13 protein-coding genes and 1 riboswitch are annotated in these 25950 nt (G+C 71.3%); of the genes, 6 read left to right on the forward strand and 7 right to left on the reverse strand.

The features are described 5' to 3' along the window. Nucleotides 1-199: 199 nt before the first annotated feature. Nucleotides 200-4390, reverse strand: a complete 4191-nt coding sequence (locus DEJ51_RS35625) for a ricin-type beta-trefoil lectin domain protein (RefSeq protein ID WP_150260146.1) — start codon at nucleotides 4388-4390, stop codon at nucleotides 200-202. Nucleotides 4391-4920: 530 nt separating this feature from the next. Between DEJ51_RS35625 and DEJ51_RS26755 the strand changes: the two genes are divergently transcribed. The 3 genes from DEJ51_RS26755 to DEJ51_RS26765 all read left to right on the forward strand — a co-directional run bounded on the left by DEJ51_RS26755 (nucleotide 4921) and on the right by DEJ51_RS26765 (nucleotide 13884). Continuing rightward, nucleotides 4921-12159 (forward strand): polymorphic toxin-type HINT domain-containing protein, encoded by a 7239-nt coding sequence (locus DEJ51_RS26755; protein WP_150260147.1) that lies wholly within the window; start codon nucleotides 4921-4923, stop codon nucleotides 12157-12159. 8 nt (nucleotides 12160-12167) lie between these two features. Then, nucleotides 12168-12560: an Imm10 family immunity protein gene (locus DEJ51_RS26760; protein ID WP_223836221.1), complete on the forward strand. Its 393-nt coding sequence runs from the start codon at nucleotides 12168-12170 to the stop codon at nucleotides 12558-12560. 1102 nt (nucleotides 12561-13662) lie between these two features. Next, entirely contained in the window at nucleotides 13663-13884 is a 222-nt protein-coding gene (locus DEJ51_RS26765) for a hypothetical protein (protein ID WP_030715088.1), read from the forward strand. 109 nt (nucleotides 13885-13993) lie between these two features. Here DEJ51_RS26765 and cobN read toward each other — a convergent pair whose 3' ends face one another. Then, entirely contained in the window at nucleotides 13994-17611 is a 3618-nt protein-coding gene (cobN, locus tag DEJ51_RS26770; protein ID WP_150260149.1) for a cobaltochelatase subunit CobN, read from the reverse strand. 55 nt (nucleotides 17612-17666) lie between these two features. Then, nucleotides 17667-17750, reverse strand: a riboswitch (cobalamin riboswitch). A gap of 426 nt (nucleotides 17751-18176) precedes the next feature. Between cobN and cobG the strand changes: the two genes are divergently transcribed. From cobG to DEJ51_RS26785, 3 genes are read left to right on the forward strand one after another with little or no spacing between them, the layout of a single operon-like run. Further along, nucleotides 18177-19472, forward strand: coding sequence for a precorrin-3B synthase (gene cobG / locus DEJ51_RS26775; protein WP_411757356.1), 1296 nt, complete (start codon nucleotides 18177-18179; stop codon nucleotides 19470-19472). After that, nucleotides 19469-20116 carry a precorrin-8X methylmutase gene (locus DEJ51_RS26780; protein ID WP_150260150.1) on the forward strand — a complete coding sequence of 216 codons (648 nt, stop codon included), beginning with the start codon at nucleotides 19469-19471 and terminating at the stop codon, nucleotides 20114-20116. Before cobG ends, DEJ51_RS26780 begins: the two co-directional genes overlap by 4 nt. Continuing rightward, entirely contained in the window at nucleotides 20113-21618 is a 1506-nt protein-coding gene (locus DEJ51_RS26785; protein WP_150260151.1) for a precorrin-2 C(20)-methyltransferase, read from the forward strand. Before DEJ51_RS26780 ends, DEJ51_RS26785 begins: the two co-directional genes overlap by 4 nt. Before the next feature lie 81 nt (nucleotides 21619-21699). Here DEJ51_RS26785 and DEJ51_RS26790 read toward each other — a convergent pair whose 3' ends face one another. From DEJ51_RS26790 to DEJ51_RS26810, 5 genes are all read right to left on the reverse strand, one after another. Then, nucleotides 21700-22281 carry a GNAT family N-acetyltransferase gene (locus DEJ51_RS26790; protein WP_150260152.1) on the reverse strand — a complete coding sequence of 194 codons (582 nt, stop codon included), beginning with the start codon at nucleotides 22279-22281 and terminating at the stop codon, nucleotides 21700-21702. A 75-nt stretch (nucleotides 22282-22356) separates the two neighbouring features. Beyond that, nucleotides 22357-23136 carry a cobalt-precorrin-6A reductase gene (locus DEJ51_RS26795; protein WP_150260153.1) on the reverse strand — a complete coding sequence of 260 codons (780 nt, stop codon included), beginning with the start codon at nucleotides 23134-23136 and terminating at the stop codon, nucleotides 22357-22359. Further along, entirely contained in the window at nucleotides 23126-23875 is a 750-nt protein-coding gene (cobM, locus tag DEJ51_RS26800) for a precorrin-4 C(11)-methyltransferase (RefSeq protein ID WP_150260154.1), read from the reverse strand. Before cobM ends, DEJ51_RS26795 begins: the two co-directional genes overlap by 11 nt. Next, the gene (cbiE, locus tag DEJ51_RS26805) at nucleotides 23872-25137 is read right to left on the reverse strand and encodes a precorrin-6y C5,15-methyltransferase (decarboxylating) subunit CbiE (protein WP_150262172.1); all 1266 of its coding nucleotides are present in this window, start codon (nucleotides 25135-25137) and stop codon (nucleotides 23872-23874) included. The genes cobM and cbiE overlap by 4 nt, the downstream gene beginning before the upstream one ends. A gap of 531 nt (nucleotides 25138-25668) precedes the next feature. After that, the gene (locus DEJ51_RS26810) at nucleotides 25669-25920 is read right to left on the reverse strand and encodes a hypothetical protein (RefSeq protein WP_150260155.1); all 252 of its coding nucleotides are present in this window, start codon (nucleotides 25918-25920) and stop codon (nucleotides 25669-25671) included. Nucleotides 25921-25950: the final 30 nt, after the last annotated feature.

Genomic DNA, 25950 nt, shown 5'->3' on the forward strand with positions numbered 1-25950 from the left:
GGACCCGGTTCCGGCCCGGCCCCCGCACGAGATCAGCAGTGCCCTACCCCTGGTGCTGGTGGGACAAGGGTGATTTCACTGCTTCAGGTGACGAACCGCCGCTTCCGGGACACGGCACCCCGCCGGGAGCTAGGGGGTGTCCACGACGGAGGCCGCCTCCCCGAACGGAAAGACGGCCTCTGCGCGGTGCGACGGGTGACTACGGAGCGGGAACGGGGAGGGGCGCCGTACCGAGGATCGGAACGGTCCAGCGCTGAGCCGGACTGGGATTGCAGTCCCAGAGCGCGAGCCGGGTGCCGGGGGTGGTGTTCAAGTTGGCGAGGTCGAGGCAGCGGCCGGAGGCGGGGTGGTAGATGCCGCCGTCGGCCCGGGGCAGGAACTGCTGGCTCCCGGCGCTGCCGTCACAGGTGCGGAGCTCGATGGGAGTGCTGTTGACGACACCGCCGTTGGCCGCGTTCAGGCACATGCCCTGGTTGCGGATGGTGCCGTCGTTGTGGATCTGGAACTGCTGGGCGGGAGTGCCGTTGCAGCCCGCGATCTGGATCTTGTTGCCGTCCTCCAGGCGGTTGTAGTCGTTGTCCACGCAGTTGGCGGCGGACTGGGTCAGCTGGATCGGCCCGGCCACCTGCGGGGCGGTGACGGGAGCGGCGTAGGGATAGACGGCCAGGTTGCTGATGCCGCCCTTGAAGTGGGCGGAGTAGGCCCCTTCATACTTGTAGCGGCCCAGCTGGAAGGCGCCGATCGGCGCCGGGCTGGTGGACGCTTTGTGGTGACCGGTGGCTGCCAGGGTGCCGTTGACGTACAGGCGCATCAGGCCCGTGGTGTGGTCGTAGACGGCGGTGAGCTGGGTCCAGGTGTTCAGGGAGACGGCGCCGAGGCTGCCTTCGTCGTTGGTCTCGTCGTACGGCCAGGCGTCCGCGTCGGCGTTGGCCAGCGCGAACTTCCACACCTTCTTCTGATGGTTGGCGAACAGGAGCAGCGAGCTGCTGCGATTGAGGTCCTGGCTGAGGACGACCCTGCCGAGCTCGTTGGCCTTCGCCCACGTGCTGATCGTGAAGCTCTTGCGGGTGTCGATCACAGAGCCGGTGGTACTGGCGTACGCGTCGCCCGCGTCACGGAAGGCGGCGTAGGTCGAGCTGCGGCCGCCGATGTTCTCCGGGGTGCCGGGGAAAGTGACGTTGGTCGTCGTGGCAGGGAAGTTGCCGACGGCGCTGGGAGTGGTGGTGCCGGTCTGTCCGGTCAGCTTCCACTGGGCCTTGGGCATGTTGAGGTTGCCCAGGACGATCGGCGTCGTGCCGACCCCGGTGACGGACGGGAACGGGGTGGCGTTGCCCGCGCCGTTGAAGCCGACCAGCTGCTGGTTGGTGTCGACGGTCCACAGGTCGGGGATGCCGTCACCGGTCAGGTCGCCGTCGGAGCCGACGCGGGGGTAGGTCTTCGGATCGATCTTGCCGGAGATCAGGCCGGCCGCCGGGTCGGTGAAGCCGGTGAGGTCCGGGGCCTGCGCGGTGCCCTTGACCGAGAAGGCGTGGAGAGTGCCGTCGGCCTTGGAACGGGCCCACAGGGTCGGGAAGTCGGTCCCCTGGGCGCGGCCGGGCGTGATGAGCTCGTAGCCGGCCCACTTGGTGTCGTTGGCGGACAGGAGGATCGCCTGCGGGGAGAGCGCGTTGGTGGTACCCGCGGTGCTCAGCCACAGCCGTCCGTTCTCGACGAACAGCAGGGACGTACGGGGCAGGCTCTGCGGGACGGGACCCGAGTCACCAGTGGTCGAACCGAACGCCGCGATCTGGGTCACCTGGGCCCAGTTGGTGGTTCCGTAGCCGTGTGCCGCGCAGTCGATCGTGGCACCGGCGGGGGTGGTACAGGTGGCCGGCTTCGCGACCGGGTTGGGCGCCTGTCCGTCGAACCGGCCGCTGTTGTCGTTGGTGTAGAGGTAGAGGTTCGCCTTGCCGGGCTCATGGGCGAAGAGGTCGTCGACGACCTTGCTGCCCAGGCTGCCCCGGTGGCTGATCTGGATGTTGTTCCAGTTGGCGGAGTTGCCGGGGGCCGCGTTGATGACCGCGTTGGGCGCGGCGTAGGGGTCCTGGCCGCCCGCGATCGTGCGGAGGTTCCCGGCGGTGTCGGGGAGCAGGACGTCGGGCTTGCGGTCGTTGTTGACGTCGCCGAACGCGGGCTTGCTCCCGTCGGGGTTCGACGGCGCGTAGAAGCTGTAGACGAACGGCTGGGACATGTTGCCCGCGTTGTCCTGCGTCTGGAGGTAGACGTAGTTGGTGCCCCACTGCGGCGGTGTGATCTTCACGGAGGCGCTGCCGCCGGTCATCTTGATCACGCCGGGGTCGGTGCACTTCCAGCCGGTGGCGGCCGCCTTGACGGGGTCCGTCGTCCAGCGGGCGCAGGCCAGACCGGAGGTCCGGGTGCCGGTCGCCGGGGCCGGGTCGGTACCGGTGAGGGTGAAGGTGCCCTCCTCGCCGGCGCGCTTGGGGTGGGCTCCGATGGTGCCGGAGGCGGGGAAGTCCGCGGAGGTGACGGCCGCGGTCGGCGGGGTGCGGTCGACGCGGAAGAAGCACATGTCGGTCGGGTTGCTGGTGAGCGTGCCGTCCGTGGCACGGGCCACCCAGCCGTACTGGTGGCCGTCGGTCAGCGCGCCGATGTCGACGGTGGCATCACCGTAGCTGCCGTTCCAGCCCGTGTCGCCGTAGTAGGTCTTGCCCCCGTCGTCGTCGTCCCAGTACTGGAAGCCTCCCCAGAGCTGCTGCCCGGTGGCCGAGTAGGTGGCCGTGGTCAGGGTGACGTTGTTGTTCGCGCCCACCCAACCCGGGTTGTCCCAGGGGTTGGTGGTGCCGGGAGTGCTGCAGTCGGCGTAGGAAGCGGTGTCCGCGAAACCGGGGGTGGGCCGGGTGCGAGGCCACCAGACCGTGGGCTGGATGTCGTACTCGACGACGATGCGCGGGGTGTTGTCGAACCGCTGGCGGTACAGCTTCTCGGTCTCGTTGTTGGGAGCGAGACCCACCGTGATGGTGGGCCACTTGTACTGGGCGGCGTTCTTCACCAGGTTCTTGACGTCGAAGGCGACGCCGCCTGACCCGGACATGGTGATCTCGGCGACCTTCTCACAGCCGCCCATGTGCGAGTCCTTGTCGCACGGCTGCTCCTTCCAGCTGGTCGGGTTGCCGATCGCCCTGGTGGAGTACAGACCCATCGGGGTCGGCGTGCTCGGGCTTGAGGAGGAGACCACATTCGCCTCGAACCGCGCGCTGAGGATCTCGGCGCCGTGGAGCCGCGTGTCGACGCCGATCTGGAAGTAGGCGCGGGTCCTGCCGATGCCCTCGCACCGGGGGTTGCCCACGAAGTAGCCGCAGTAGCCGGCCGCGGGCTTGTCCTGCCCGTACTGCGTCCCGTTGAACTCGTTCGTGTCCGGGTACGCCTCCTGGACCTGGGCCCAGGCCTGGTTGGCGTTGTTGAGGGTCGGGTTCCAGCCCGGATCGATGTACCACGGGCCGGTGCCCTGACCGAGCAGGGTGGTGTCGGGCACGAGCTGAATGCCGCCGCCGTCGACGGCCGTGGCGATCGGCTTCACCGCGGCGCCCTGGCCGGGGCCGTCGGGGCTCGACACGACCGAGGGGGCCAGCGGAATCTCCCCGGCCGGCGCGGACTGCTTGGCGAAGGCGCTCACCGGCTTCGCGCCCGAGCGGGCCGAGTCCCACATGACCGGGGTCGGGGCGCTGAAGCGGGCGTTGCCCTGGGCGTCCGCAGCCTTGAGGTTGCCGGCTCCGTCGGCGCTCACCGTCAGACCGTCGGCCTCGACGGGGAACCGCAGCTTCTTGAGGGCGGGATCGGCGGCGGCCTCGGGGGTACGGACGATCAGTACCTGGCGCCAGCCGCCGACGGGGGTGGCGGTGAGTTCGAGGTCCACGCCCGGCAGGACGGACGGGTACAGGGCGCTGTCACCGTCGAGGGCGGGCTTGGGCAGCGGGAAGGGTGCCTTGAGGGCGAGCTTCTTGCCGTCGGCGCTCGTCATGGTCGCCATCGGACCGGTTCCGCCGCCGGAGAAGCTGAGCCGTGAGGGGACCGCTGTCGGAGCCACGGTGCCGTCGGCCTCGGTCCGAAGGGTGGCGTCGACCTTCTGCCAGGCCCCGGAAGAGTTCTTCACTCTCTCCGGTTCCAGCGCGGTCTCCGTGGTGAACGTCCCGTCGGGAGTGGCGAACGTCTGAGAACTGGCGGTCGTCAGGGAGTCGATGAGGACCCGCTTGCCGCTGCTCTTGGCCTTGGCCTTGGCGGTGTCGATCGCGGTGTTCTGCGCGGAGGCGGGGCGGGTCGGCGGGGCGGGCCATGACGTATCGGCAGGTCCATGGCCACGGGCTTCGGCGGCGAACGCGGGAGGGGCGGTCAACAGACCTGCCCCCAGGGCGAATACGGCGGCGCCGGCCAGCGGAACGGTGAGCGCGCCCAGGGTTCGGCGTCTGCCGGACCCCCCTGGTCCGAAGTGACGTGAATGCAATGCAGGCCTCAAGGCGGAGGTCCTCGCTGTGAGCGGTTGATGAACAGAAGTCAGGGGGCACAGTTCCTTCTAATCTGCAAATTTGTCAACGGCTTGTGAGAGGAATGTGAAGGCCAGATGCCCGATTGGCGGCATGAAACGCCGTCTTGTTCATGGGTGACATTGGCCATGAGGAGAGATTCTTAAAATCTCCTTAGACTTCCAACGCCCGCGTCATGCCGTGGGCTTGAGCCGGGCCCCGTCGGGCCGGCCTTCTCCTGTACCAGTTTCCTGGGGGGATCCTGTTGTCTCATCGGAGTCGCTTTGCCATGCGCGGAACGCGTGGCAGAGCGCGGGTCGCGGCGGTCGCCGCGCTCGCAATTCTCTTCTCGGGCGCGGGACTTCCCGCCGTCCAGGCGGCTGACAAACCGCCGAAGGTGTGGGTGCCACCGAAGACGGCGCTACCCGGCACGAAGCCGGTCAAGGGGACTGACGCCAAGCCCGGCAAGGCCAAGGCGCCGGCCGGCAAGGCGTGGAAGCCCGCCCCGAAGTCGAAGGCCCCGGCCGGTACCAGCCGGATCGAGGTCGGCCCGAACTCCGCGTCGAAGCCCGCCGCCGGTGCCGGTGCGGTGAAGGCGGGCGACCTGCCCGTCTGGGTCGCACCCGGAAAGGACGCAAAGGCGAAGGCCTCGCTGTCCGCGGCGGCCGGTTCCGCATCCGCGCCCGCCACCGGTGCGGGCAGCCTCAGCGTCGAGGTCAAGGACGGCGCCAAGTCGCGCGCGGCCGGCGTGAACGGTGCGCTGATCACCCTCACCGAGCCTGCGGGCGTCGCCGCGACGGGCACGGTCGAGGTCGGCCTGGACGTGTCGGCCTGGGCCGCCAACGCCGGTGCCAACTGGGGCGACCGCGCCCGGCTGGTGCAGCTGCCCACCTGCGCCCTGACGACTCCGGGCGCCGCGGGCTGTACGACGCGTACCCCGGTCGCCTCGCACCGGGACGCCTCCGGGCGTCTGGTCGCCGAGGTCCAGGTCGCGAAGAGCGGCGCCGCTCCCTCCGTCCTGATGAAGCCGAAGCAGGGCACGCAGTCCGGGTCCTCCGCCGCAGCCCCGCAAGTGCTGGCCCCTCAGGGCGTGGCCCTTGCCGTGGAGCCGGGCCCGTCCGGCAACCTCGGTGACTATTCGGCGACTCCGCTCCTGCCGTCCGCCTCCTGGCAGGCCGGGGCGAACTCGGCGAACTTCACCTACGGCTACACGGCGGAGATCCCGTCGACGATCGCCGGCGCGGCACCGAGCGTCGTGCTCGGCTACGACTCCTCCTCGGTCGACGGCCGTACCGCGTCGACCAACGCCCAGTCGGGTCTCTTCGGCGAGGGCTGGGACTGGCACCCCGGCTCGATCTCGCGCTCGTACAAGGGCTGCAAGGACGCCGGAATCAAGGACTCGGGTGACGAGTGCTGGGCCGGAGACATCCTCTCGCTGTCGATGGCAGGCCACGCCGGGCAGATCGTCCGCGACGACAACACCTGCGTCTACCGCCTGCAGGGTGACGACGGCACGAAGATCGAACGGCTGACCGGCCAGCGCAACTCGGCCTGGAAGGGCGAGAGTTTCCGCGTCACCACGACCGACGGTACGCAGTACTACTTCGGTTCCAACCGCCTCCCGGGCGGTGACGGCACCGACCCGGAGGCCAAGTCGGTCTCCACGGTGCCGGTCTACTTCAACAGCGGCCAGGACAAGTGCCTCGGCGCCGACACTCCGGCCAACGGCACCCACCAGCAGCTGGGCTGGCAGTGGAACCTCGACTACGTCGTGGACCCGCACCAGAACCTGACCTCCTACCGCTACGAGCAGGAGGACAACTACTACGGGCGTGGCGGCGGCCAGAACAACGGCAACGGCACCCCGACCCTCTATCAGCGTGCCTCCTACCCGACCTGGATCGGATACGGCCAGCGCCTGCCCGACCAGATCGCGGCCAAGGGCAAGGCCAACACCGCCGCCCAGATCTGGTTCCGCCCTGCGGACCGCTGCTTCGAAACGGGCGACGCCTGTGACCCGACGAAGCGCAAGACCAATGCCACGGCCTGGGGCGACACCCCGGTCGACCAGGAGTGCGCGGCCACCGGCCAGTGCCTGAACCTGTCGCCGACCTTCTTCACCACCAAGCGGCTGAGGAAGATCGACACGGAGGTCCTGGGCACCGGCGGCTACCGCCCCATCGACTCCTACACGCTGAAGCAGCGCTTCGAGGCCCCGGGGGACGGAACCTCCCCGAGCCTGTGGCTGGAGTCCATCCAGCGGTCCGCCGTCAACTCGCGCACCCCGCTGACCGTTCCGCCGGTGCTGTTCGAGCCGCTGCAGATACCCAACCGCGTCGACGGCGTGGTCAAGCGCCCCGACGGCACGGAGGCCAGCACCTCCCGCTACAACCGGCCGCGCATCCAGACGATCACCACCGAGACCGGTGGCCGCATCAACGTGGTCTACAAGGCACCCGAGTGCTCGCGGATCAAGGGCACCATGCCCGCGGCCGACGACACCAACACCATGGCCTGCATGCCGGTCAAGTGGTACCTGCCCGGTCAGTCCTACCCGGACCCGGTCAACGACTGGTTCCACAAGGTCGTCGTCGAGTCCGTCACCCAGCAGGACATGGTCGCCGGCCAGGTCAGCACGGTGACCAACTACGAGTACGGCGGCGGTATCGCCTGGCACCGCAACGACTCCGAGTTCGCCGACCCCAAGACCCGTACGTGGGACCAGTTCCGCGGCTTCGCCACGGTCACCACCCGTACCGGTAACGGCAACGCGGCCGAGGCCCCGCGCACCAAGTCGGTGGCGACCTTCCTGCGCGGCATGGACGGCGACGTCCTCGCCAACGGCACCAAGCGCAGCGTGAACGTCCCGGACAGCCAGGGCGGCACCATCAAGGACGAGGACGTCCTGTCGGGCTTCGTCCGCCAGACCGAGACCTACGACCGCGACGGCGGCACCGTCGTCGGCGACGAGGTCTCCACCCCCTGGCTCGGCGCCGTCACCGCCACCCGTGCCCAGTCCGGCGGCATGCCCGCCATCACCGCCCGCGCACTGAACACCGGCAAGGTCGTCAGCCGGGCCAAGCTCGCGAGCGGTGCCTGGCGCACCACCGAGCGGACCTCCACCTACGACGACACGCTCTTCTCGCGGCCGCTCCAGGTCGACGACAAGGGCGACGTCTCCCGCACCGACCAGCGCATGTGCACCACCTTCGAGTACGCCACCGGCCCCGGCGGCGCACTCACGCAGCTCGCCTCCCGCACCCTGCTCCTGACGGGAGCGTGCGGCCAGACCCCGACCGCGGCCAACACGGTCGGCGACACCCGGACGTACTACGACGGCAAGCCGCTCGGCCAGACCGGGACGACCGCCGACCAGTCCGGCACGGAGGTGCTGGAGAAGTACGACGGCGCGGGCAAGCCGGTCTACCGGCTCAACATGACGGCGACGTACGACGCGTACGGCCGTCTCACCACCAGCACCAACAAGGTACGCAAGGACGGGGCCCACCCGGACGGCGCGGTCACCAAGACCGAGTACAAGGCGCTGCCCAACGCGCTGCCCTACGAGGTCACCCACACCAACCCGCTGGGCTGGAAGACCACCACCACGCTCGACACCGGCCGCTCGCTGCCGATGAAGACCACCGACGAGAACGGCCACGTTGCCGAGCGCGGCTACGACGCCCTCGGACGTGTCACCGTCATCTGGCAGCCCGGCCAGGACCGCAACGTCGACCCGGCGGTCCGCAAGTTCTCGTACTCCATGAACGGGACGAACGCGCCGACCACCGTTCTGAGCCAGGCGCTCATGAACGACGGCAAGTACATCAACAGCTACACGATCTACGACGGCCTCGGCCGCGTCCGTCAGACCCAGGCGCACACCCCGTCGGGCGCGGACGGGCGCATGATCACCGACGCGCTGTTCGACTCGCACGGCTGGCAGGTCAAGACCAGCGCGCCGTACTACAACAACGAGAAGCCTCCCGGCGGGGCGCTCTTCCTGCCCAACGGCGGGGTCAACCCGGACAGCAAGGTCCCGGCCCAGTCGGTCTCGGTCTTCGACGGCCTCGGTCGTACCACCGCCTCCGTGTTCCAGTCCTACGGGATCGAGCAGTGGCGCTCGAAGACCGAGTACCCGGGCGCGGACGAGGTCCGGAACATCCCGCCGGCCGGAGGCTACGCCACGGCGACGATCACCAACGGCCTGACGTCGGTGGTGCGCCAGTACAAGGGCAGCACGCCCACGGGTGACTACGACGCGACCACGTACGTCAGGAATACCCAGGGCCAGGAGCTGTCCCGCAAGGACTCCGCCGGCAACGAGTGGACCTTCGCGTACGACCTCCTGGGCCGCACGGTGAAGGCCACCGACCCCGATGCGGGTGTCGCCACCACTGTTTACGACGACAGCAAGAACCTCGTTTCCATCACTGACGCACGTGGAAAGAGCGCCACCACGGTCAGCGACCTTCTCGGCCGCACCACTGCGGTCTACGAGGGCACGGTCGTGGACCCGGCCAAGCAGGTCGGTGCCTTCACCTACGACACCAAGGCGCTCGGCAAGCCGGCGGCGAGCACCCGCTACACGGGCGGATCCGGTGGCGACGCGTACGTCACGGAGGTCACCGGCTACGACAGCGGCTACCGTCCCTCCGGCACCAGGGTCACGATTCCCGCCGTCGAGAAGGAGCTGCAGGGCACCTACGAGTCCAAGAACACCTACGACAAGTTCGGGAACCTCAAGACCACGAGCCTGCCGGCCATCACGAAGGCAGGCCTGGACGCGGAAACCCTGACCTACGGGATCAACTCCGTCGGCGGTTTCACCTCGCTCGACGGCGTCATCGGCTCCGTACGGACGCCGTACGTCGTGGACATGCGCTACGACCCCTATGGCATGGCCATCCGCACCACTCTCGGTGACACCGGGCGGCAGATCGTCTCGACCGTCGACTACGACGAGGCAACAGGCCGTCCCATCCGGACCACGTTGGACAAGCAGACCGCGGCCACGGCGAGCGTCGATGTCCTCGACTACACCTACAACCGGGTCGGCCAGCTGACCTCGATCAGCAACACGCAGGACGGCGCTGCCCGTGACCTGCAGTGCTTCACGACCGACTACCTCGGCCGGCTGACCCAGGCGTGGACCGACACCGGCACCACCACGACGGCTCCCCAACCGAGCGTGCGCGGTATCGGCGGCTGCTCCAACGCCACCGGGCCGAAGGCCGACGGGACGGGCAAGCCCAGCGTGGGCGGGCCCGCGCCGTACTGGCAGCAGTACGAGTACGACAAGATCGGTAACCGCACCAAGCTGGTGAAGAAGGACGTCACCGGCAACGCGGCCAAGGACACGACGGTCACCCAGACCTTCGGCGCCGGTCCCAACACCCCCTCCTCCGACCCGAAGACGGGCGGCGGCACGGGTGGTCCGCACGCGCTGATGACCTCCACGGAAACCACCGGCGCGGGCTCCAAGGTCACCTCGTACACGTACGACGCGACCGGTAACACCGCGTCCATCACCAGCACCCCGGGCACCAAGACCCTGACCTGGAACGACCAGGGCAAGCTCGACAAGATCACCGGAACCGGCGAGAGCGGTGGTACCAGCTACCTCTACGACACCGGCGGCAACCAGCTCATCCGGCGCGAGCCCGGAAAGACCACGTTCAACCTGGGCACCGACCAGATCACTCTGGACACCGCCACGAGCAAGGTCTCCAACGTCCGTACCTACGGTGCGCCCGGCGGCCTGTCGGTCACCCGCACCACCACGGCCGGCGCATCCACGCTCGCCTACCAGTCCTCGGACCACCACGGCACCAACGGCGTGCAGTTCGACGCCACGGACCTCACCCAGGTCCGCCGCCCCGCCGACCCGTTCGGCAACGAGCGTGGCACCCAGCCGACGCCGGGCACCTGGGCGGGAGACAAGGGCTTCGTCGGCGGCACCAAGGAGAAGTCGACCGGGCTCACCCTCCTGGGCGCCCGCGAGTACGACCCCACAACGGGCCGGTTCATCAGCCCGGACCCGATCATCGACGCGGGCGACCCACAACAGTGGAACGCGTACGCCTACTCCAACAACGACCCGTTCAACAAGTCCGACGCGACCGGCCTCAAGGTCTTCTGCGACAACTACTCCTCCTGCAGCGCCAATACCCACACCGGCAGAATCAACGATGAGGGCGCGACGGTAGGCAGTGGCAGTAACAGCAGTTCTGGCGGTGGTGGCAGTGGTAACGGTGGCAGCCCCAGTGGCCCACGTGGGGACATGGATGAGGCCAACCACGAGCTCAACAAGGCCAAGAAGAAGCGCGATGAACTGAAGCACGCTGTGATCGACCTGGTCCTCGACCTGATCGGTTACAACGACGCCCGTGACTGCTTCACCAAGGGCGACGTCATGGCGTGCATCAACACGGCACTCAACGCGGTCCCCTGGGGCAAGCTGGCCAAGGCCATCAAGATCGGCATCAAGGCCTTCAAGATCTACAAGGAGCTGAACAAGGCCTACGACGCGGTCAATGCCGCCGAACGCAAAGCCTCCAAGGCCATGGAGGCTTTCACGAGAGCCAAGAAGGCCGACGACGAAGCGGCGGCTGCAGCGGCCCAGGCGCGAAAGGCCGGGGACGAAAAGGCAGCGACCGAGACAGCATCCGACAGCGCAGGCACAGAGTCCAAGGCCGGCAGAGGCGATGCCGACGCCGAGACGGGCGGCGGAGGAGCGGAATCCCGCGCAGCCGACTCCGAGGCCGGAGCGTCCTGCCCCATCAAGCGCAACAGCTTCCCCACGGGTGCACATGTCCAGATGGCCGATGGCACGAGCAAGGCCATCGAGGATGTCCAGGTAGGCGACAAGGTCCTGGCCACGGATCCGCAGACCGGTGAGACCGAAGCAAAGACGGTCACGGCCACCATCACCACCCCCGACGACAAGGAGTTCACGGACCTCACCCTCACCGACGACGCGAACCCCCGCGGCCCGCCGGTCACCCTCACCTCCACCTCCCACCACCCGCACTGGAGCGAAACCCGCCGCCAGTGGCTCGACGCCGACGACTTCGCCGAGGGTGAGCAGCTCCGCCGGCCCGACGGCTCAACCCTGACGGTCCAGGCCACTCGGAATTACCCGCTCGCCGTCACCACGCACAACCTCACGGTCAACGACTTCCACACGTACTATGTGCTGGCAGGCGCTACACCGGTCCTCGTCCACAACTGTGGCGACGCTCCCGACGCCCCTGGGCATACCGCTGATGTCACTATCGAGGATGTGGATGGCAACGTCCGGTTGTCGTACTCCGTGCGCAGCGGGAACGCCTCTGGCCCGGAGAAGGCTCTGGGTGGCGGCTACAACACCGAAGCGGCGACACACACCGAGAATCGTGTTGGTCGAATGTCAGGAGCCTCTGCGGGTCGAAACCCCATACCGGGAGATCCGTACGCTGGAATCGTTCCGGTGGATAAGGGCGAGACTGTTCGACTGATGGGTCAGCGTTCCCCGTGCCCCCGATGCAAGGGGGCAATGAATCGAATGGTGAAGGAGCTAGAAGTCACCGTGGTCTATTCATGGGCAAGTCCATTGGGTGCTGGCGATTGGGTCGCCACCGGGGGCAAAAAAGGTAAATGATAGTGGAAATGATTTCCCGATCTTTCGGGTATGAAGAGGATGACGTCGACGAAGTCGTCGAGGCGGGATTCTCGGAAGGCGCCGATGGGGCCGGCTTCGTGTTGTCGGTTCAGCGGACCGCGTATGAGCCGGATGACCAGGATGTGGCGCTGGGTATGGATACGTACTGTCTCGTCAGCGGCGGCAGGTCTCACTACGGAGGGATGCTTCGCGCACGGCGCGACGGAGACTCGCTCCAGCTGAATTTCTCGCCAGCGGCATCTTCATCGCTTGGTATTCCAGCAGAGATCAGAGTCATTTTCGAAGGGCCCGTGGATAGCATTGCCGAGTTCTTCTCTGGGCTGCCGGGTATCTTGGCATGGGGGCGACCGGAAGAACGTCCGGAGCTTATAGGGTTCTAGGCTGACAAGGTTCCATGGATGAGAACCCTCCGCCGGTTCGGTAGTATTTCTGGCCGGAGATTCGGTTGGTTCTTTATGGGTGCGTATCCCCTCTGGCCGTGGGGTGTGCTCCAAGTCCACCCGGTTGGTCTTTGGGAAGCGTGCGCGCCCGTAATCCGGATAGTTGGTATTTCGTCTGAAGCCCCACCGAAAATTACTCTGGTGGGGCTTCACGCGTCTTGGCGGCAGTAGCTGAAGGAAACGTCAGCGGATGGACACTGCGAAGGGTGGGGGTTCGTCGTCGACGTCGGTCCGGCGGGGCAGCGCTTTACTGTTGTTGGCCCATTGTGGCGCGTAGTGAGTTGCGTCAACTGTGAGCACCTCGGTGATTTCGAGCGAGCAGTGAGAGGCCTCATTGGACAGGACTCCGGTGTGGCCTCTGGCCTTTTGGTGGTGGGGCGGACCGGGGCGCGGTGTGGGGCGGTCCGATGGAGGCCGCAGTCGCGGTGGCATGGAATCAGTGCGGCAACAGGCATCGGCATCGCACCGCGACGTCCTCCAGTGCTGGGCCGTCCTCGGGCTGGTAGCCACGGTCATCAAAGCGCTCGAAGACCCCAAGGTCGTTGGGAACCCCGCGTCGTGGTGCCGAGGCGGGAGAAGTGGGCGGGGCCTGTCATCGGAAGGGTGGAAGCGCCCGATAGGCCCCAGCATCCACGACGGGAACCGCTACACCTTGGACATGGGGTGCGCCCACATGCGAGCAGGGGACTTAACGGCTTGCCGAGGGCAAGCTGACCGGCTCGTGAAGTCGTCTCCCAGCGGCTGATGCTAGTGCTCAGCCGCCGAGACGATGCGGGGGCGGAGGTTTCTCGTTGGTCAATGCAGGCTCGCGGTGCAGCGTCGAATCTGACGTGCAGGCGGCGCGTCATCCAAGGAGTGTCCCGTAGGAGAAGCTGCCTTTGGGTGTTGCAGCGGTTGACGGTATGGAGCCTGGGGTGCCGTAGGGGCAGCTCAGTGTTGGCGGGATCGATGGCTGAGAGGTCGGGGTGTCGAGAGTGGATGAAATGTCCGATTAGGTTAGGTTTGCCCCGATATTCGTTTCGGGATTCCGAGAGGGACGCTCATGGCGATCGATCTGGACAAGGTGCTCGACAAGGCGTGGGCCGACAAGCCGCTCGCCGAGGTGCTCGCGGCTCCCGTCGCCGCGCTCAAGGGTGTCAGCGACGAGGACGGCAAGCTGCTGCACCAGGCGTTCGGGGTCAAGACCGTCGCCGACTTCGGGCAGCTGAAGTACGTGCGCTGGGCCCAGGCCCTCGTCGCGCTGAACCAGACCGTCAAGGCGTAGTCGTCCGACGGGTCCGCGTGCTCGGGGTGCGCGGGCCTGAACGAGGGAGGCCGTCCCCCTCACCCGGTGGCTGGGTGAGGGGGACGGCCTGTGTGCCGTTGCCGGAGGACTACTCCGACTCGCCCTCCAGGTTGCCCTCCGTGTCCAGGTAGACCTGGCGCAGGGATTCGAGGATCTGCGGGTCCGGCTTCTCCCACATGCCGCGCGACTCGGCCTCCAGCAGGCGCTCCGCGATGCCGTGCAGGGCCCAGGGGTTGGCCTCCTCCAGGAAGGCGCGGTTCGTCGGGTCCAGGACGTACGTCTCGGTGAGCTTGTCGTACATCCAGTCCGCGACCACGCCCGTCGTGGCGTCGTACCCGAAGAGGTAGTCCACCGTCGCCGCGAGCTCGAAGGCGCCCTTGTAGCCGTGGCGGCGCATCGCCTCGATCCACTTCGGGTTCACGACGCGGGCACGGAAGACACGGCTGGTCTCCTCGACCAGGGTGCGGGTCTTGACCGTCTCCGGGCGGGTGGAGTCACCGATGTACGCCTCGGGGGCGGTGCCGCGCAGCGCGCGGACCGTGGCCACCATGCCGCCGTGGTACTGGAAGTAGTCGTCCGAGTCCGCGATGTCGTGCTCGCGGGTGTCCGTGTTCTTCGCCGCGACCGTGATGCGCTTGTAGGCCGTCTCCATCTCGTCCCGGGCGGGGCGGCCCTCCAGGCCCCGGCCGTACGCGTAGCCGCCCCACACCGTGTAGACCTCCGCGAGGTCGGCGTCCGTACGCCAGTCGCGGGAGTCGATCAGCTGCAGGATGCCGGCCCCGTACGTGCCCGGGCGCGAGCCGAAGATACGGGTCGTCGCGCGCCGCTCGTCGCCGTGCTCGGCCAGGTCCGCCTGGGCGTGCGCCCGGACGTAGTTGTCCGCCGCGGGCTCGTCCAGCGAGGCCGCGAGGCGCACCGCGTCGTCCAGCAGGCCGATGACGTGCGGGAACGCGTCGCGGAAGAAGCCCGAGATGCGCAGCGTGACGTCGATGCGGGGGCGGCCCAGCTCGTCGAGCGGGATCGGCTCCAGGCCGGTGACGCGGCGCGAGGCCTCGTCCCAGACCGGGCGGACGCCCAGCAGGGAGAGGGCCTCCGCCACGTCGTCGCCCGACGTGCGCATCGCGCTCGTGCCCCACAGGGACAGACCGACCGAGGCCGGCCACTCGCCGTTGTCCGTGCGGTAGCGGGTGAGGAGGGACTCGGCCAGCGCCTGGCCCGTCTCCCACGCCAGGCGGGAGGGGACGGCCTTCGGGTCGACCGAATAGAAGTTGCGGCCCGTCGGCAGGACGTTGACCAGGCCGCGCAGCGGCGAGCCGGAGGGGCCCGCCGGGATGAAACGGCCGTCCAGGGCCGCGACCACGTGCGCGATCTCGTCCGTGGTGCCGGCCAGCCGCGGGACCACCTCGCGAGCGGCGAAGGACAGGACCGCCGCGACGTCCGCGGGGTGTTCGGCCGCGACCGAGGACACGGCGTCCAGGGACCAGTTCGCGTCCTCCATCGCCTGGACCAGGGCGCGCGCCTGGGCCTCGACCTCGTCCGCCGAGGTACGGGTGGCCTTCGACTCGTCCAGGCCGAGCGCCTCGCGCAGACCCGGCAGGGCCGTCGTACCGCCCCAGATCTGGCGGGCGCGCAGGATCGCGAGGACCAGGTTGACCCGGGACTCGCCGGTCGGCGCGCCGCCCAGGACGTGCAGACCGTCGCGGATCTGGGCGTCCTTGACCTCGCACAGCCAGCCGTCGACGTGCAGCAGGAAGTCGTCGAAGCCCTCGTCGTCGGGGCGCTCCTCCAGACCCAGGTCGTGGTGGAGCTTCGCGGCCTGGATCAGGGTCCAGATCTGGGCGCGGATGGCCGGCAGCTTCGCCGGGTCCATCGCGGAGATCTGGGCGTACTCGTCCAGGTGCTGCTCCAGGCGCGCGATGTCGCCGTACGACTCCGCGCGCGCCATCGGCGGCACCAGGTGGTCGACCAGGGTGGCGTGCACGCGGCGCTTGGCCTGCGTGCCCTCGCCCGGGTCGTTGACCAGGAACGGGTAGATGAGGGGCAGGTCGCCGAGGGCGGCGTCCGGCGCGCACGCCGCGGACAGGCCGGCGTTCTTGCCGGGCAGCCACTCCAGGTTGCCGTGCTTGCCCAGGTGGATCATCGCGTCGGCGCCGAAGCCGCCGTCCTCGGCGCGCGCCTGGATCCACCGGTACGCGGCCAGGTAGTGGTGCGACGGCGGCAGGTCCGGGTCGTGGTAGATCGCGATCGGGTTCTCGCCGAAACCACGCGGCGGCTGGATCAGGATCAGGAGGTTCCCGCGGCGGAGGGCCGCGAGCACGATGTCGCCCTCCGGGTTCGCGGAGCGGTCCACGAACATGTTGCCCGGGGCCTCGCCCCAGTGCTCGTTGACGCTGTCGCGCAGCTCGGCCGGAAGCTCGGCGAACCACCGCTTGTAGTCGGCGGCCGGGATCCGGACCGGGTTGCGGGCCAGCTGCTCCTCGGTCAGCCAGTCCTGGTCGTGGCCGCCGGCCTCGATCAGGGCGCGGATCAGCTCGTCGCCGTCGCCCGAGACCAGACCGGGGATCTCCTCGGCCGGCCCGAAGTCGTAGCCGCCGGCGACCAGGGTGCGCAGCAGCTCCACGGCGCTGGCCGGGGTGTCCAGGCCGACCGCGTTGCCGATGCGGGAGTGCTTGGTGGGGTACGCGGAGAGGACCAGCGCCACCTTCTTGTCGCGGCGGTCGATGTGCCGCAGCCGGGCGTGGCGTACGGCGATGCCCGCGACCCGGGCGGCCCGCTCGGGGTCGGCCACGTAGGCGGGCAGGCCGTCCTCGTCGAGCTCCTTGAAGGAGAACGGGACGGTGATCAGACGGCCGTCGAACTCGGGCACCGCGACCTGCGTGGCGGCGTCCAGCGGGGAGAGGCCCTCGTCGTTCTCCTCCCAGGCGGAGCGCGAACCGGTCAGGCACAGGGCCTGCAGGATCGGCACGCCGAGGCCGGCGAGCGCGCCCGCGTCCCAGGACTCGTCGTCACCGCCCGCCGAGGCGGTGGCGGGCTTGGTGCCGCCCGCCGCGAGGACGGTGGTGACGACCGCGTCGGCCGACTCCAGCGCGGCGATCAGCTCCGGCTCGGGGGTGCGCAGCGAGGAGACGAAGAGCGGGACCGCCTGGGCGTCGTGGGCCTCGATCGCGTCGCACAGGGCGTGGACGAAGGAGGTGTTCCCGCTCATCTGGTGGGCGCGGTAGTACAGCACGGCGACCCGGGGGCCCGTGGCGGTCCCGGGCGTGCGCTCCAGCGGGCCCCAGGTGGGGGCGGCGGCCGGGGGCTCGAAGCCGTGGCCGGTGAGGAGCACGGTGTCGGAGAGGAACCGGGCGAGCTGGTCCAGGTTGGCCGGTCCGCCGTGGGCGAGGTAGCCGTGTGCCTCGGCGGCGATGCCGATGGGGACCGTGGAGGCCTCCATGAGCTGGGCGTCCGGAGCCTGCTCGCCGGTCAGTACCACGACCGGGCGGGTCTGGCCCGGGGCCAGGAGCAGGTCGAGGCCGTCCTGCCAGGCGCGGAGGCCGCCGAGGAGGCGTACGACGACCAGGTCGGCCCCGTCGAGGAGGCCGGGGAGGTCGTCGAGGGGGAGACGGGAGGGGTTCGCGAACCGGTACGGGACGGGGCCGTCCGCCGTGTTCGCTGCGCGGGCGCTGAGCAGATCGGTGTCGGACGTCGACAGCAGCAGGATCATGCGGCGGCAGGCCTTCCTCGGGGTTTCCGCGCCCCGGGCAGTGTGAGGACAGCGGGAGTTCCTGACTCACCCCGGGCGCGGGATCGCTCCGCGGGGTTCACAGTGGCGGGACCGCGCCGGAATCGCACCGGGCTTCCTCCCATGTCGCCGTCCTCGGCGACGGCGGGCCGTGTGGTCCGCCGGAAGGTCATCTTAGGGGCGAGTGGCTCCCGCCGGGGTGGGCGGGGTGGCTCCGGCCGGGTGGCTCCCGCCGGGTGCTCCCGTGGGGGTGGGTGGGGTGGAGCGGGTGGCGTGCCGGTGCGGCGCCGCTGCCGGGGCTCTGCCCCGGGCCCCGCGCCTCAAACGCCGGCGAGGCTGCAGGGGCCGGGCGGGGCTGGAGGGGCGGGGCGGGGCTGGAGGGGCAGGGCCGGGTGGAGGGGTAGGGCGGGCTGCAGCGGCCGGGCGGGGCTGCAGGGGCGGGGCGGGGCCGAATGGGGGTGCTGGGTGGTGGCGGGGGCGAATGTCGCTGGTCGGGGTGGTGACGGACACAGGTCCGGGGGGCGCAATCGTGGGTATGCTCGCGGCCATGCCCCAGCCCCCTTCAGCCGCATCGCGGGACGAACCCGTCATACGGGACCGCGGTGACGCCTGCCCCGGCGCGCTGCGGCTGCACGCGGCGGACGACGGGTTTCTGGCGCGGGTCCGGCTGCCGGGCGGGCTGCTCACCGTACGGCAGGCCTCGGCGCTGGCACGCGCCGCCGACCGGTTCGGGGACGGACACCTGGAGCTGACCTCGCGCGGCAACGTGCAGCTGCGCGGACTGGCCGACGGGTGCGGCGCCGGGCTCGCGGAACTGCTCGACGGGGCCGGGCTGCTCCCCGCGCCGAGCCATGAGCGGGTGCGGAACATCGTGGCCACGCCGATGTCCGGCCTGGACGGACCGGGCCGGCCCGACGCGCTCGCCCGGGCCCTGGAGTTCGACCGGCTGCTGTGCGCGAGCCCCTGGGCGGCCGCGCTGTCCGGGCGGTTCCTGTTCGCATTCGACGACGGGCGCGGCGACGTGGCCGCGCTCGGCCCCGACGTGACCGTGCTCGGCCGTCCCGACGGCCGGGCGCTCGTCCGGCTCGGCCGGGCCGCCGACGCCGTGGAGCTGGCCGCGCCGGACGCCCCCCGGGCGGCGCTGCTGGCCGCCCGGTACTTCCTCGACGCCGCCGCCGAAGCCGGTACGCAGGCCTGGCGGGTGGCCGAACTTCCCGCCGAACACATCCTGGACGCGCGCGAGTTCGCTCGGCGGCTCGATGCCGCCGGCATCGCCTGCGTGACCGTCGGCGCCGTCGCATGGCCGTCCGCGGCTCCGCCCCGGCCGGGGCGGTCGGGCGGGTCCGACGGCCACGCCACCCTGTGCGTGCTGCCCCCGCTCGGCCGGCTCGACACCGCGCAGTGGCGGCTCCTGGCGCAGGCCGCGGACGAGGGGAACGGCGGGCTGCGGATCACCCCGTGGCGCAGCGTCGTCCTGCCCTCGGTGCCCCTGGACGCGCCTGCCCGCATCGAGGACGCCGGGCTGGTCGTCACCCCCGACGGCCCCTGGCAGTCCGTCACCGCCTGTACCGGGCGCCCGGGTTGCGCGAAGTCCCTCGCCGACGTACGCGCCGACGCGCGGGCCGTCGCCGACCGGGCGCGCGGTCCGCTGCCCGTGCACTGGTCCGGCTGCGAGCGCCGCTGCGGGCATCCGCGCGGCACCGCCTGGGTGGACCTGGTCGCCACCGGCTCCGGATACCGCCTCGCCGCGCCCGGCCGCCCCGTACGTGACGACGTACGGCCCTCCGAACTTGCCGCGGCACTCGCGGACGCCCGCACCGACCCCGACGTAGTGAAGAAATGAGCGAGTACACCGTGTTTGAGTACGAGAAGGACGGCGCGGCCATCTACCGCCAGTCCTTTGCCACGATCCGCGCCGAGGCGGACCTCTCCGGGCTGCCCGACACGGTCGCCCAGGTCGCGGTGCGCATGATCCACGCCTGCGGAATGACCGACCTCCCGCAGGACCTCGGGTACACCCCCGAGGTCGTGCTGCGCGCCCGCGCGGCGCTGGAGGCGGGCGCGCCGATCCTGTGCGACGTGCAGATGGTCGCCAGCGGTGTCACCCGTAAGCGGCTGCCCGCCGACAACGACGTGATCTGCACGCTCTCCGACCCGGCCGTACCGGAGCTCGCCGCGAAGATGGGCACCACGCGCAGCGCCGCCGCACTGGAGGTCTGGCGCGACCGCGGTCTGCTGGAAGGCTCGGTCATCGCCGTCGGCAACGCGCCGACCGCGCTGTTCCGGCTGCTGGAGATGATCGAGGAGGGTGCCCCGCGCCCCGCCGCCGTCATCGGGGTCCCGGTCGGCTTCATCGGCGCCGCCGAGTCCAAGGACGCCCTCGCCGCCCACCCCTCGGCGCTCGACCACCTGATCGTGCGCGGCCGGCGCGGCGGCAGCGCGATGGCCGCCGCCGCCCTCAACGCCATCGCGAGCGTGGCCGAATGAGCGCCGCGAGCGGCATCGCCAAGGGCCGGCTGTACGGGGTCGGGCTCGGCCCCGGCGACCCGTCGCTGATGACCCTGCGCGCCGTCGAGGTGATCGCCGAGGCCGATGTCGTGGCCTACCACAGTGCCCGCCACGGCCGTTCCATCGCCCGCTCGATCGCGGCGAAGCACCTGCGCGCCGACCACGTCGAGGAGCCGCTGGTCTACCCGGTCACCACCGAGACCACCGATCACCCCGGTGGCTACCAGGGGGCGATGGAGGAGTTCTACGAGGCCGCCGCCGCCCGGCTCGCCGCGCACCTGGACGCCGGCCGGACCGTCGCCGTGCTCGCGGAGGGCGACCCGCTCTTCTACGGCTCGTACATGCACATGCACAAGCGGCTCGCCGACCGGTACGAGGCCGAGGTCATTCCCGGCGTCACCTCCGTCAGCGCCGCCGCCGCCCGGCTCGGCACCCCGCTCGTCGAGGGCGAGGAGGTGCTGACGATCCTCCCCGGCACCCTGCCCGAGGAGGAGCTCACCGCCCGCCTCGCCGCCACCGACTCGGCGGTCGTGATGAAGCTCGGCCGGACCTTCCCGGCCGTGCGCGCCGCGATGGAGAACAGCGGCCGCCTCGCCGAGGCCCGCTACGTCGAGCGCGCCACGATGGAGGGCGAGCGCACCGGCCTGCTCGCCGACACCGCCGCCGACACCGTGCCGTACTTCGCCGTCGCCGTGGTCCCCAGCCGCATCGGCAACCCGGGCAGCGTGCCGTCGGGCCCCGGCGAGGTCGTCGTCGTGGGCACCGGCCCGGCCGGCCCGCTGTGGCTCACCCCCGAGACCCGGCGCGCGCTGGCCGACGCCGAGGTGCTGGTCGGCTACACCACCTACCTGGACCGGGTGCCCGTCAAGCCGGGCCAGATCCGGCACGGCTCCGACAACAAGGTGGAGTCGGAGCGCGCCGAGTTCGCCCTCGACCTCGCCCGGCGCGGCAAGCGCGTGGCCGTGGTCTCCGGCGGCGACCCCGGTGTCTTCGCGATGGCCACGGCGGTCCTGGAGGTGGCCGGGCAGGCGGAGTACAAGGACGTGCCCGTACGGGTCCTGCCGGGGGTGACCGCGGCCAACGCGGCGGCCGCCGCGGCCGGTGCCCCGCTCGGCCACGACTACGCCACCATCTCGCTCTCGGACCGGCTCAAGCCCTGGGAGGTCATCGCGGAGCGGCTGCGCGCGGCCGCCGCCGCCGACCTGGTCCTCGCCCTCTACAACCCCGGCTCGCGCAGCCGGACCTGGCAGGTGGCCCAGGCCCGGGAGCTGCTGCTGGAACTGCGCGCGCCCCAGACCCCGGTGGTCGTCGCGCGCGACGTGGGCGGCCCCGAGCAGTCGGTACGGATCGTCACGCTCGCCGAACTGGAGCCGTCCGAGGTCGACATGCGCACGATCCTGCTGGTCGGCTCCTCGCAGACGCAGGTCACGGAGCGGGCCGACGGCTCGCGGATCACCTGGACGCCGCGCCGCTACCCGTGACCGGGTGAGGCGAGGCGCAGCGGTACCCGGCGAAGGCCCGGTGCGACGAGCGCACCGGGCCTTCGCCCGTCCGGTTCCGCCTCAGCCGGTTCCGGCCGCCCCGCCTGCCGTTGCCGTGGCCGCTGCGGTCTCCGCGCCACGCTCCAGCCGGAAGAGCACGTTCGGACGCAGCGGTCCCTCGGGCGCGTCGGGGTCGTCGAAGTCGTCGGCCGGGTTCCGGGTCATCCCGATCTTCCGCATCACCGCCTGGGAGCGGTGGTTGCCGGCCGTGGTCACGGCGAGGATCTCGGGGAGCCCGAGCGTGTCGAAGCCGTGGGCCACCACCGCCCGCGCGGCCTCGGTGGCGTACCCCACCCCCCAGGAGGCCCGGGCGAGCCGCCAGCCGATCTCCACCCCGGTGAACGGCATGCCGTCGTCCACGTCGTCCATGCCCGCGAAGCCGATGAACTCACCCGTGGCCCGCACCTCCACGGCCCACCAGCCGTAGCCGCGCCGGTCGAAGGCGGCCCGGAACCGCACCATCGAGGCCTCGCTCTGCTCACGGGTGAGCGGGTCGCCGAGGTGCTCCCGCACCTCGGGATCGGCGTTCATCGCCGCCCAGGGATCGAGGTCGGAGTCCCGCCAGGGGCGCAGGACGAGGCGTTCGGTGTGCAGTACGGTCATGCCCTCCACCCAACGCGACCCCTCCCCGGCGGGCAACGCCTTTTCCCCGGGGCGGAACCGGAGCCCGCTACGGGCTCACACCCAGCCACCCAGCCAGTCCTGGACGGTCTCGACGGAGCCCGTCTCCGGTACGCCCTCCGGCATCGCCGGGCGGCGTACGACGAGCACCGGGATCCCGGCCTCGCGGGCCGCGGCGAGCTTGGGGGCGGTGGCCGAGCCGCCGCTGTCCTTGGTGACCAGGACGTCGATCCGGTGCCGGGCGATCAGCTCCCGCTCGCCGTCCAGGGTGAACGGGCCCCGGTCCAGGAGTACTTCGAGGAGCGGCGGGACCGGCGCGGCCGGCGGGTCCACCGAACGCACCAGGAACCAGGTGCCGGTCAGATGCGCGAAGGTGTGCAGGCCCATCCGGCCGGTGGTCAGGAACGCGCGGGAGCCGAGGCCCGGCAGCCGCTCGGCCGCCTCTTCGAGGGAGTCCACGAAGGTCCAGTCGTCGCCCGGCTGCGGCGTCCAGCCCGGGCGCCGCAGTGCCAGCAGCGGGACGCCCGTGAGGGCCGCCGCCCCGGCCGCGTGGAAGCTCATCCGCCCGGCGAAGGGATGGGTGGCGTCCACGACGTGCGTGACGTCGTGGACGACGATCCACGCCGCGAGCCCCTCGACGCCGCCGAACCCGCCGATACGGGTCTCGCCGGGCGGCAGCACGGGCGAGGCCACCCGGCCCGCGAGCGAGGTCGTCACACGGCACGAGGGGTCGGGAGCCAGCGCCTCCGCGAGCCGCCGGGCCTCCGTCGTGCCGCCCAGGACCAGGACGTGACGGGCCGGGCGGGGGCCCGGTCCGGCGGACGGTTCAGCAGACATGCCGGTCGCGCTCGGGCGAGTACAGGTGGCTGTCGCGGAACTGCTCGGCGCCGAGCGTGCGGCCCACCACGATGACGGCGGTGCGCACCAGTCCGTGCTCCTTCACCTGCGGGGCGATGTCGGCCAGCGTGCCGCGCAGGATCAGCTCGTCGGGGCGGGAGGCCATCGCCACGACCGCCACCGGGCACTCGGCCCCGTAGTGCGGCAGCAGCTCGTCGACGACCCGGTCCACGTAGCGGGTGGCCAGGTGCAGCACCAGCAGCGCGCCGCTCGCGCCCAGCGTGGCCAGGTCCTCGCCGGGCGGCATCGGGGTGGCCTGCTGGGCGATCCGGGTCAGGATCACCGTCTGCCCGACGGTGGGGACGGTCAGCTCCCGCTTGAGGGCGGCGGCGGCCGCGGCGAAGGCCGGGACGCCCGGGACGACCTCGTAGGGGATGCCGGCCGCGTCGAGGCGCCGCATCTGCTCCGCGACCGCGCTGAAGATCGACGGGTCGCCGGAGTGCAGCCGTGCCACGTCCTGGCCCGCCTCGTGGGCCCGTACGCACTCGGCGACGATCTCGTTCAGGTCGAGCTGCGAGGTGTCGACCAGGCGGGCGTCCGCCGGGCACTCGGCCAGGAGTTCGCGCGGGACGAGGCTGCCCGCGTACAGGCAGACGGGGGCGGCGGCCAGGGTCCGGGCACCGCGCACCGTGATCAGGTCGGCGGCGCCGGGGCCCGCACCGATGAAGTACACGGTCATGTTCGATCCTTCTCCTCGGTCCGCCCGGTCGGCCCGGTGGCCGTCCCGTCCGGCTTCGTCACTGACCACTGGGTGACCGGCATCGCCTGCCGCCAGCCCGTGAAACCCCCGACCGGCACGGCGTGCGCGACGGCGAGCTTCACCAGTTCGCCGCCGTGGCGCCGGTAGCGCTCGGCGAGCACCGCCTCCGACTCCAGGGTGACGGTGTTGACCACCAGTCGGCCGCCGGGGGCCAGCACGTCCCAGACCGCGTCCAGCAGCCCGGGCGCCGTCAGCCCGCCGCCGATGAAGACGGCGTCGGGGGCCGGCAGCCCGGCCAGGGCCTGCGGTGCGGCGCCGACTACCACGCGCAGGCCGGGCACACCGAGCGCCGCCGCGTTCCGGGCGATGCGCGCGGCCCGCTCCGGGACGCGCTCCACGGCCACCGCCCGGCACGAGGGGTGCGTACGCATCCACTCGATGCCGATGGAGCCGGAGCCGCCGCCGATGTCCCACAGCAGCTCGCCGGGGGCCGGGGCCAGCGCGCACAGGGTCGCGGCCCGCACGTGGCGCTTGGTGAGCTGCCCGTCGTGTTCGTACGCGGTGTCCGGGAGGCCCGGGGTCGCGCCGAGGCGCGGCGCGGCGTGGGCCGGGTCCCGGCGGCAGTCGAGCGCGACCACGTTCAGGGGGTCGCCGGGCGCGTGGTCCCAGCCGTCGGCCGTGCCCTCGTACGCGTCCTCGCGCTCGGACCCGAGCTGTTCCAGCACCCGAATCCGGCTCGGGCCGAAGCCCCGCTCCCGCAGCAGGGCGGCGATCTCGCCCGGGGACCCCGCTCCGGCGCTCAGCACCAGCACCCGGCGGCCTTCGTGGAGCGCGGCCGCCAGCCGGGCCACCGGGCGGCCCACCACCGTGACCACCTCGGTGTCCTCCACCGGCCAGCCGAGGCGGGCGCAGGCGTAGGAGACCGAGGAGGGGTGCGGGTGGACCCGCAGGGACCGCGGCCCGAGCTCCTCGGCGAGGGCGCGGCCGATCCCGTAGAACATCGGGTCACCGCTGGCCAGCACCGCGATCCGGCGGCCGGCGTGCTCGGCCATCAGCTTCGGCACGGCGGGCCGCAGCGGGCTCGGCCAGGCCACCCGCTCACCGGCGCACTCGGCGGCCGGCAGCAGGTCCAGCTGGCGCGGCCCGCCGATCAGCACCTCGGCCGAGGACAGGGCCGAGCGGCCGGCGGCGGTGAGCCCGGCCCAGCCGTCCGCGCCGAGGCCGACGACCGTCACGGGCATGGGGGGCGGCGGGGAGCTCACTGCGCGGTTCCTCGGGGACGGGAGGGGAAGGAGGGCGGACCCGCAGCCTACTGGCCTGCGGATCCGCGCCCCGCGCCGCCCTGCCGCCCCGCTGCCCCGGCCCGGCCCAGCCCCCGTACGGTGACGCCCACGGACCCCTCCTTCGGTAACCCTTGGCAACACGCCGTCCCGCGGGGGAGCCGCCCCGCCGGTGCCGGTGCCGGCGCCGGCGCCTGCGAGCGGTTCACGGGAGTCCCGTACGCGGCCCCGCGGCCCGGACGCCGCCAGCCTGCCGCCCCGCCGCCCCGCCGTCCCGCCCGCGCTGAGCGGATCGCGCGGGGCGCTCCCAAGTGGGCCCGCCCGCCCCCGGGTTGCCTCCGGGCGCCCCGGCGCGGGCCTGCCCCGAGCGCCCCCCGCGCAGCAGAATGTGCGGCATGAACGACGACGAGCCGGACAACCACCCAGAAACCCCCTGCCGTCACGACCGTTTCGACCGTCACGGCCGGGGACCGGTCCGGTCCGGGCGGCCTCTCAGGCGGGCTCGGGGCGCGGGGAGCGCCAGATGTGGCCGGGGAGCGGGCGGGCGGCCTCGGTGAGGTCGATCCCGCAGGTGCCGGACGGCCGGCGCCGGGCGGCCTCCGCGTGCGGGCCCATGACCAGGACTTCGACCACGGGCGCCGGGAGCGGAGCGGTCCCTCCGCGCTCCCGGCGCACCCCCAGCCGCCGCATGACGGCCCCGGACTTCTCCGCCCCGGCCGCGCCGATCTCCTCGGCGTGGGCCACCGGACACCCGGAAGAGACGGCCTGACGGCC

Origin of the sequence: Streptomyces venezuelae, from assembly GCF_008642275.1 — a bacterium.
GTDB classification, from domain to species: domain Bacteria; phylum Actinomycetota; class Actinomycetes; order Streptomycetales; family Streptomycetaceae; genus Streptomyces; species Streptomyces venezuelae_E.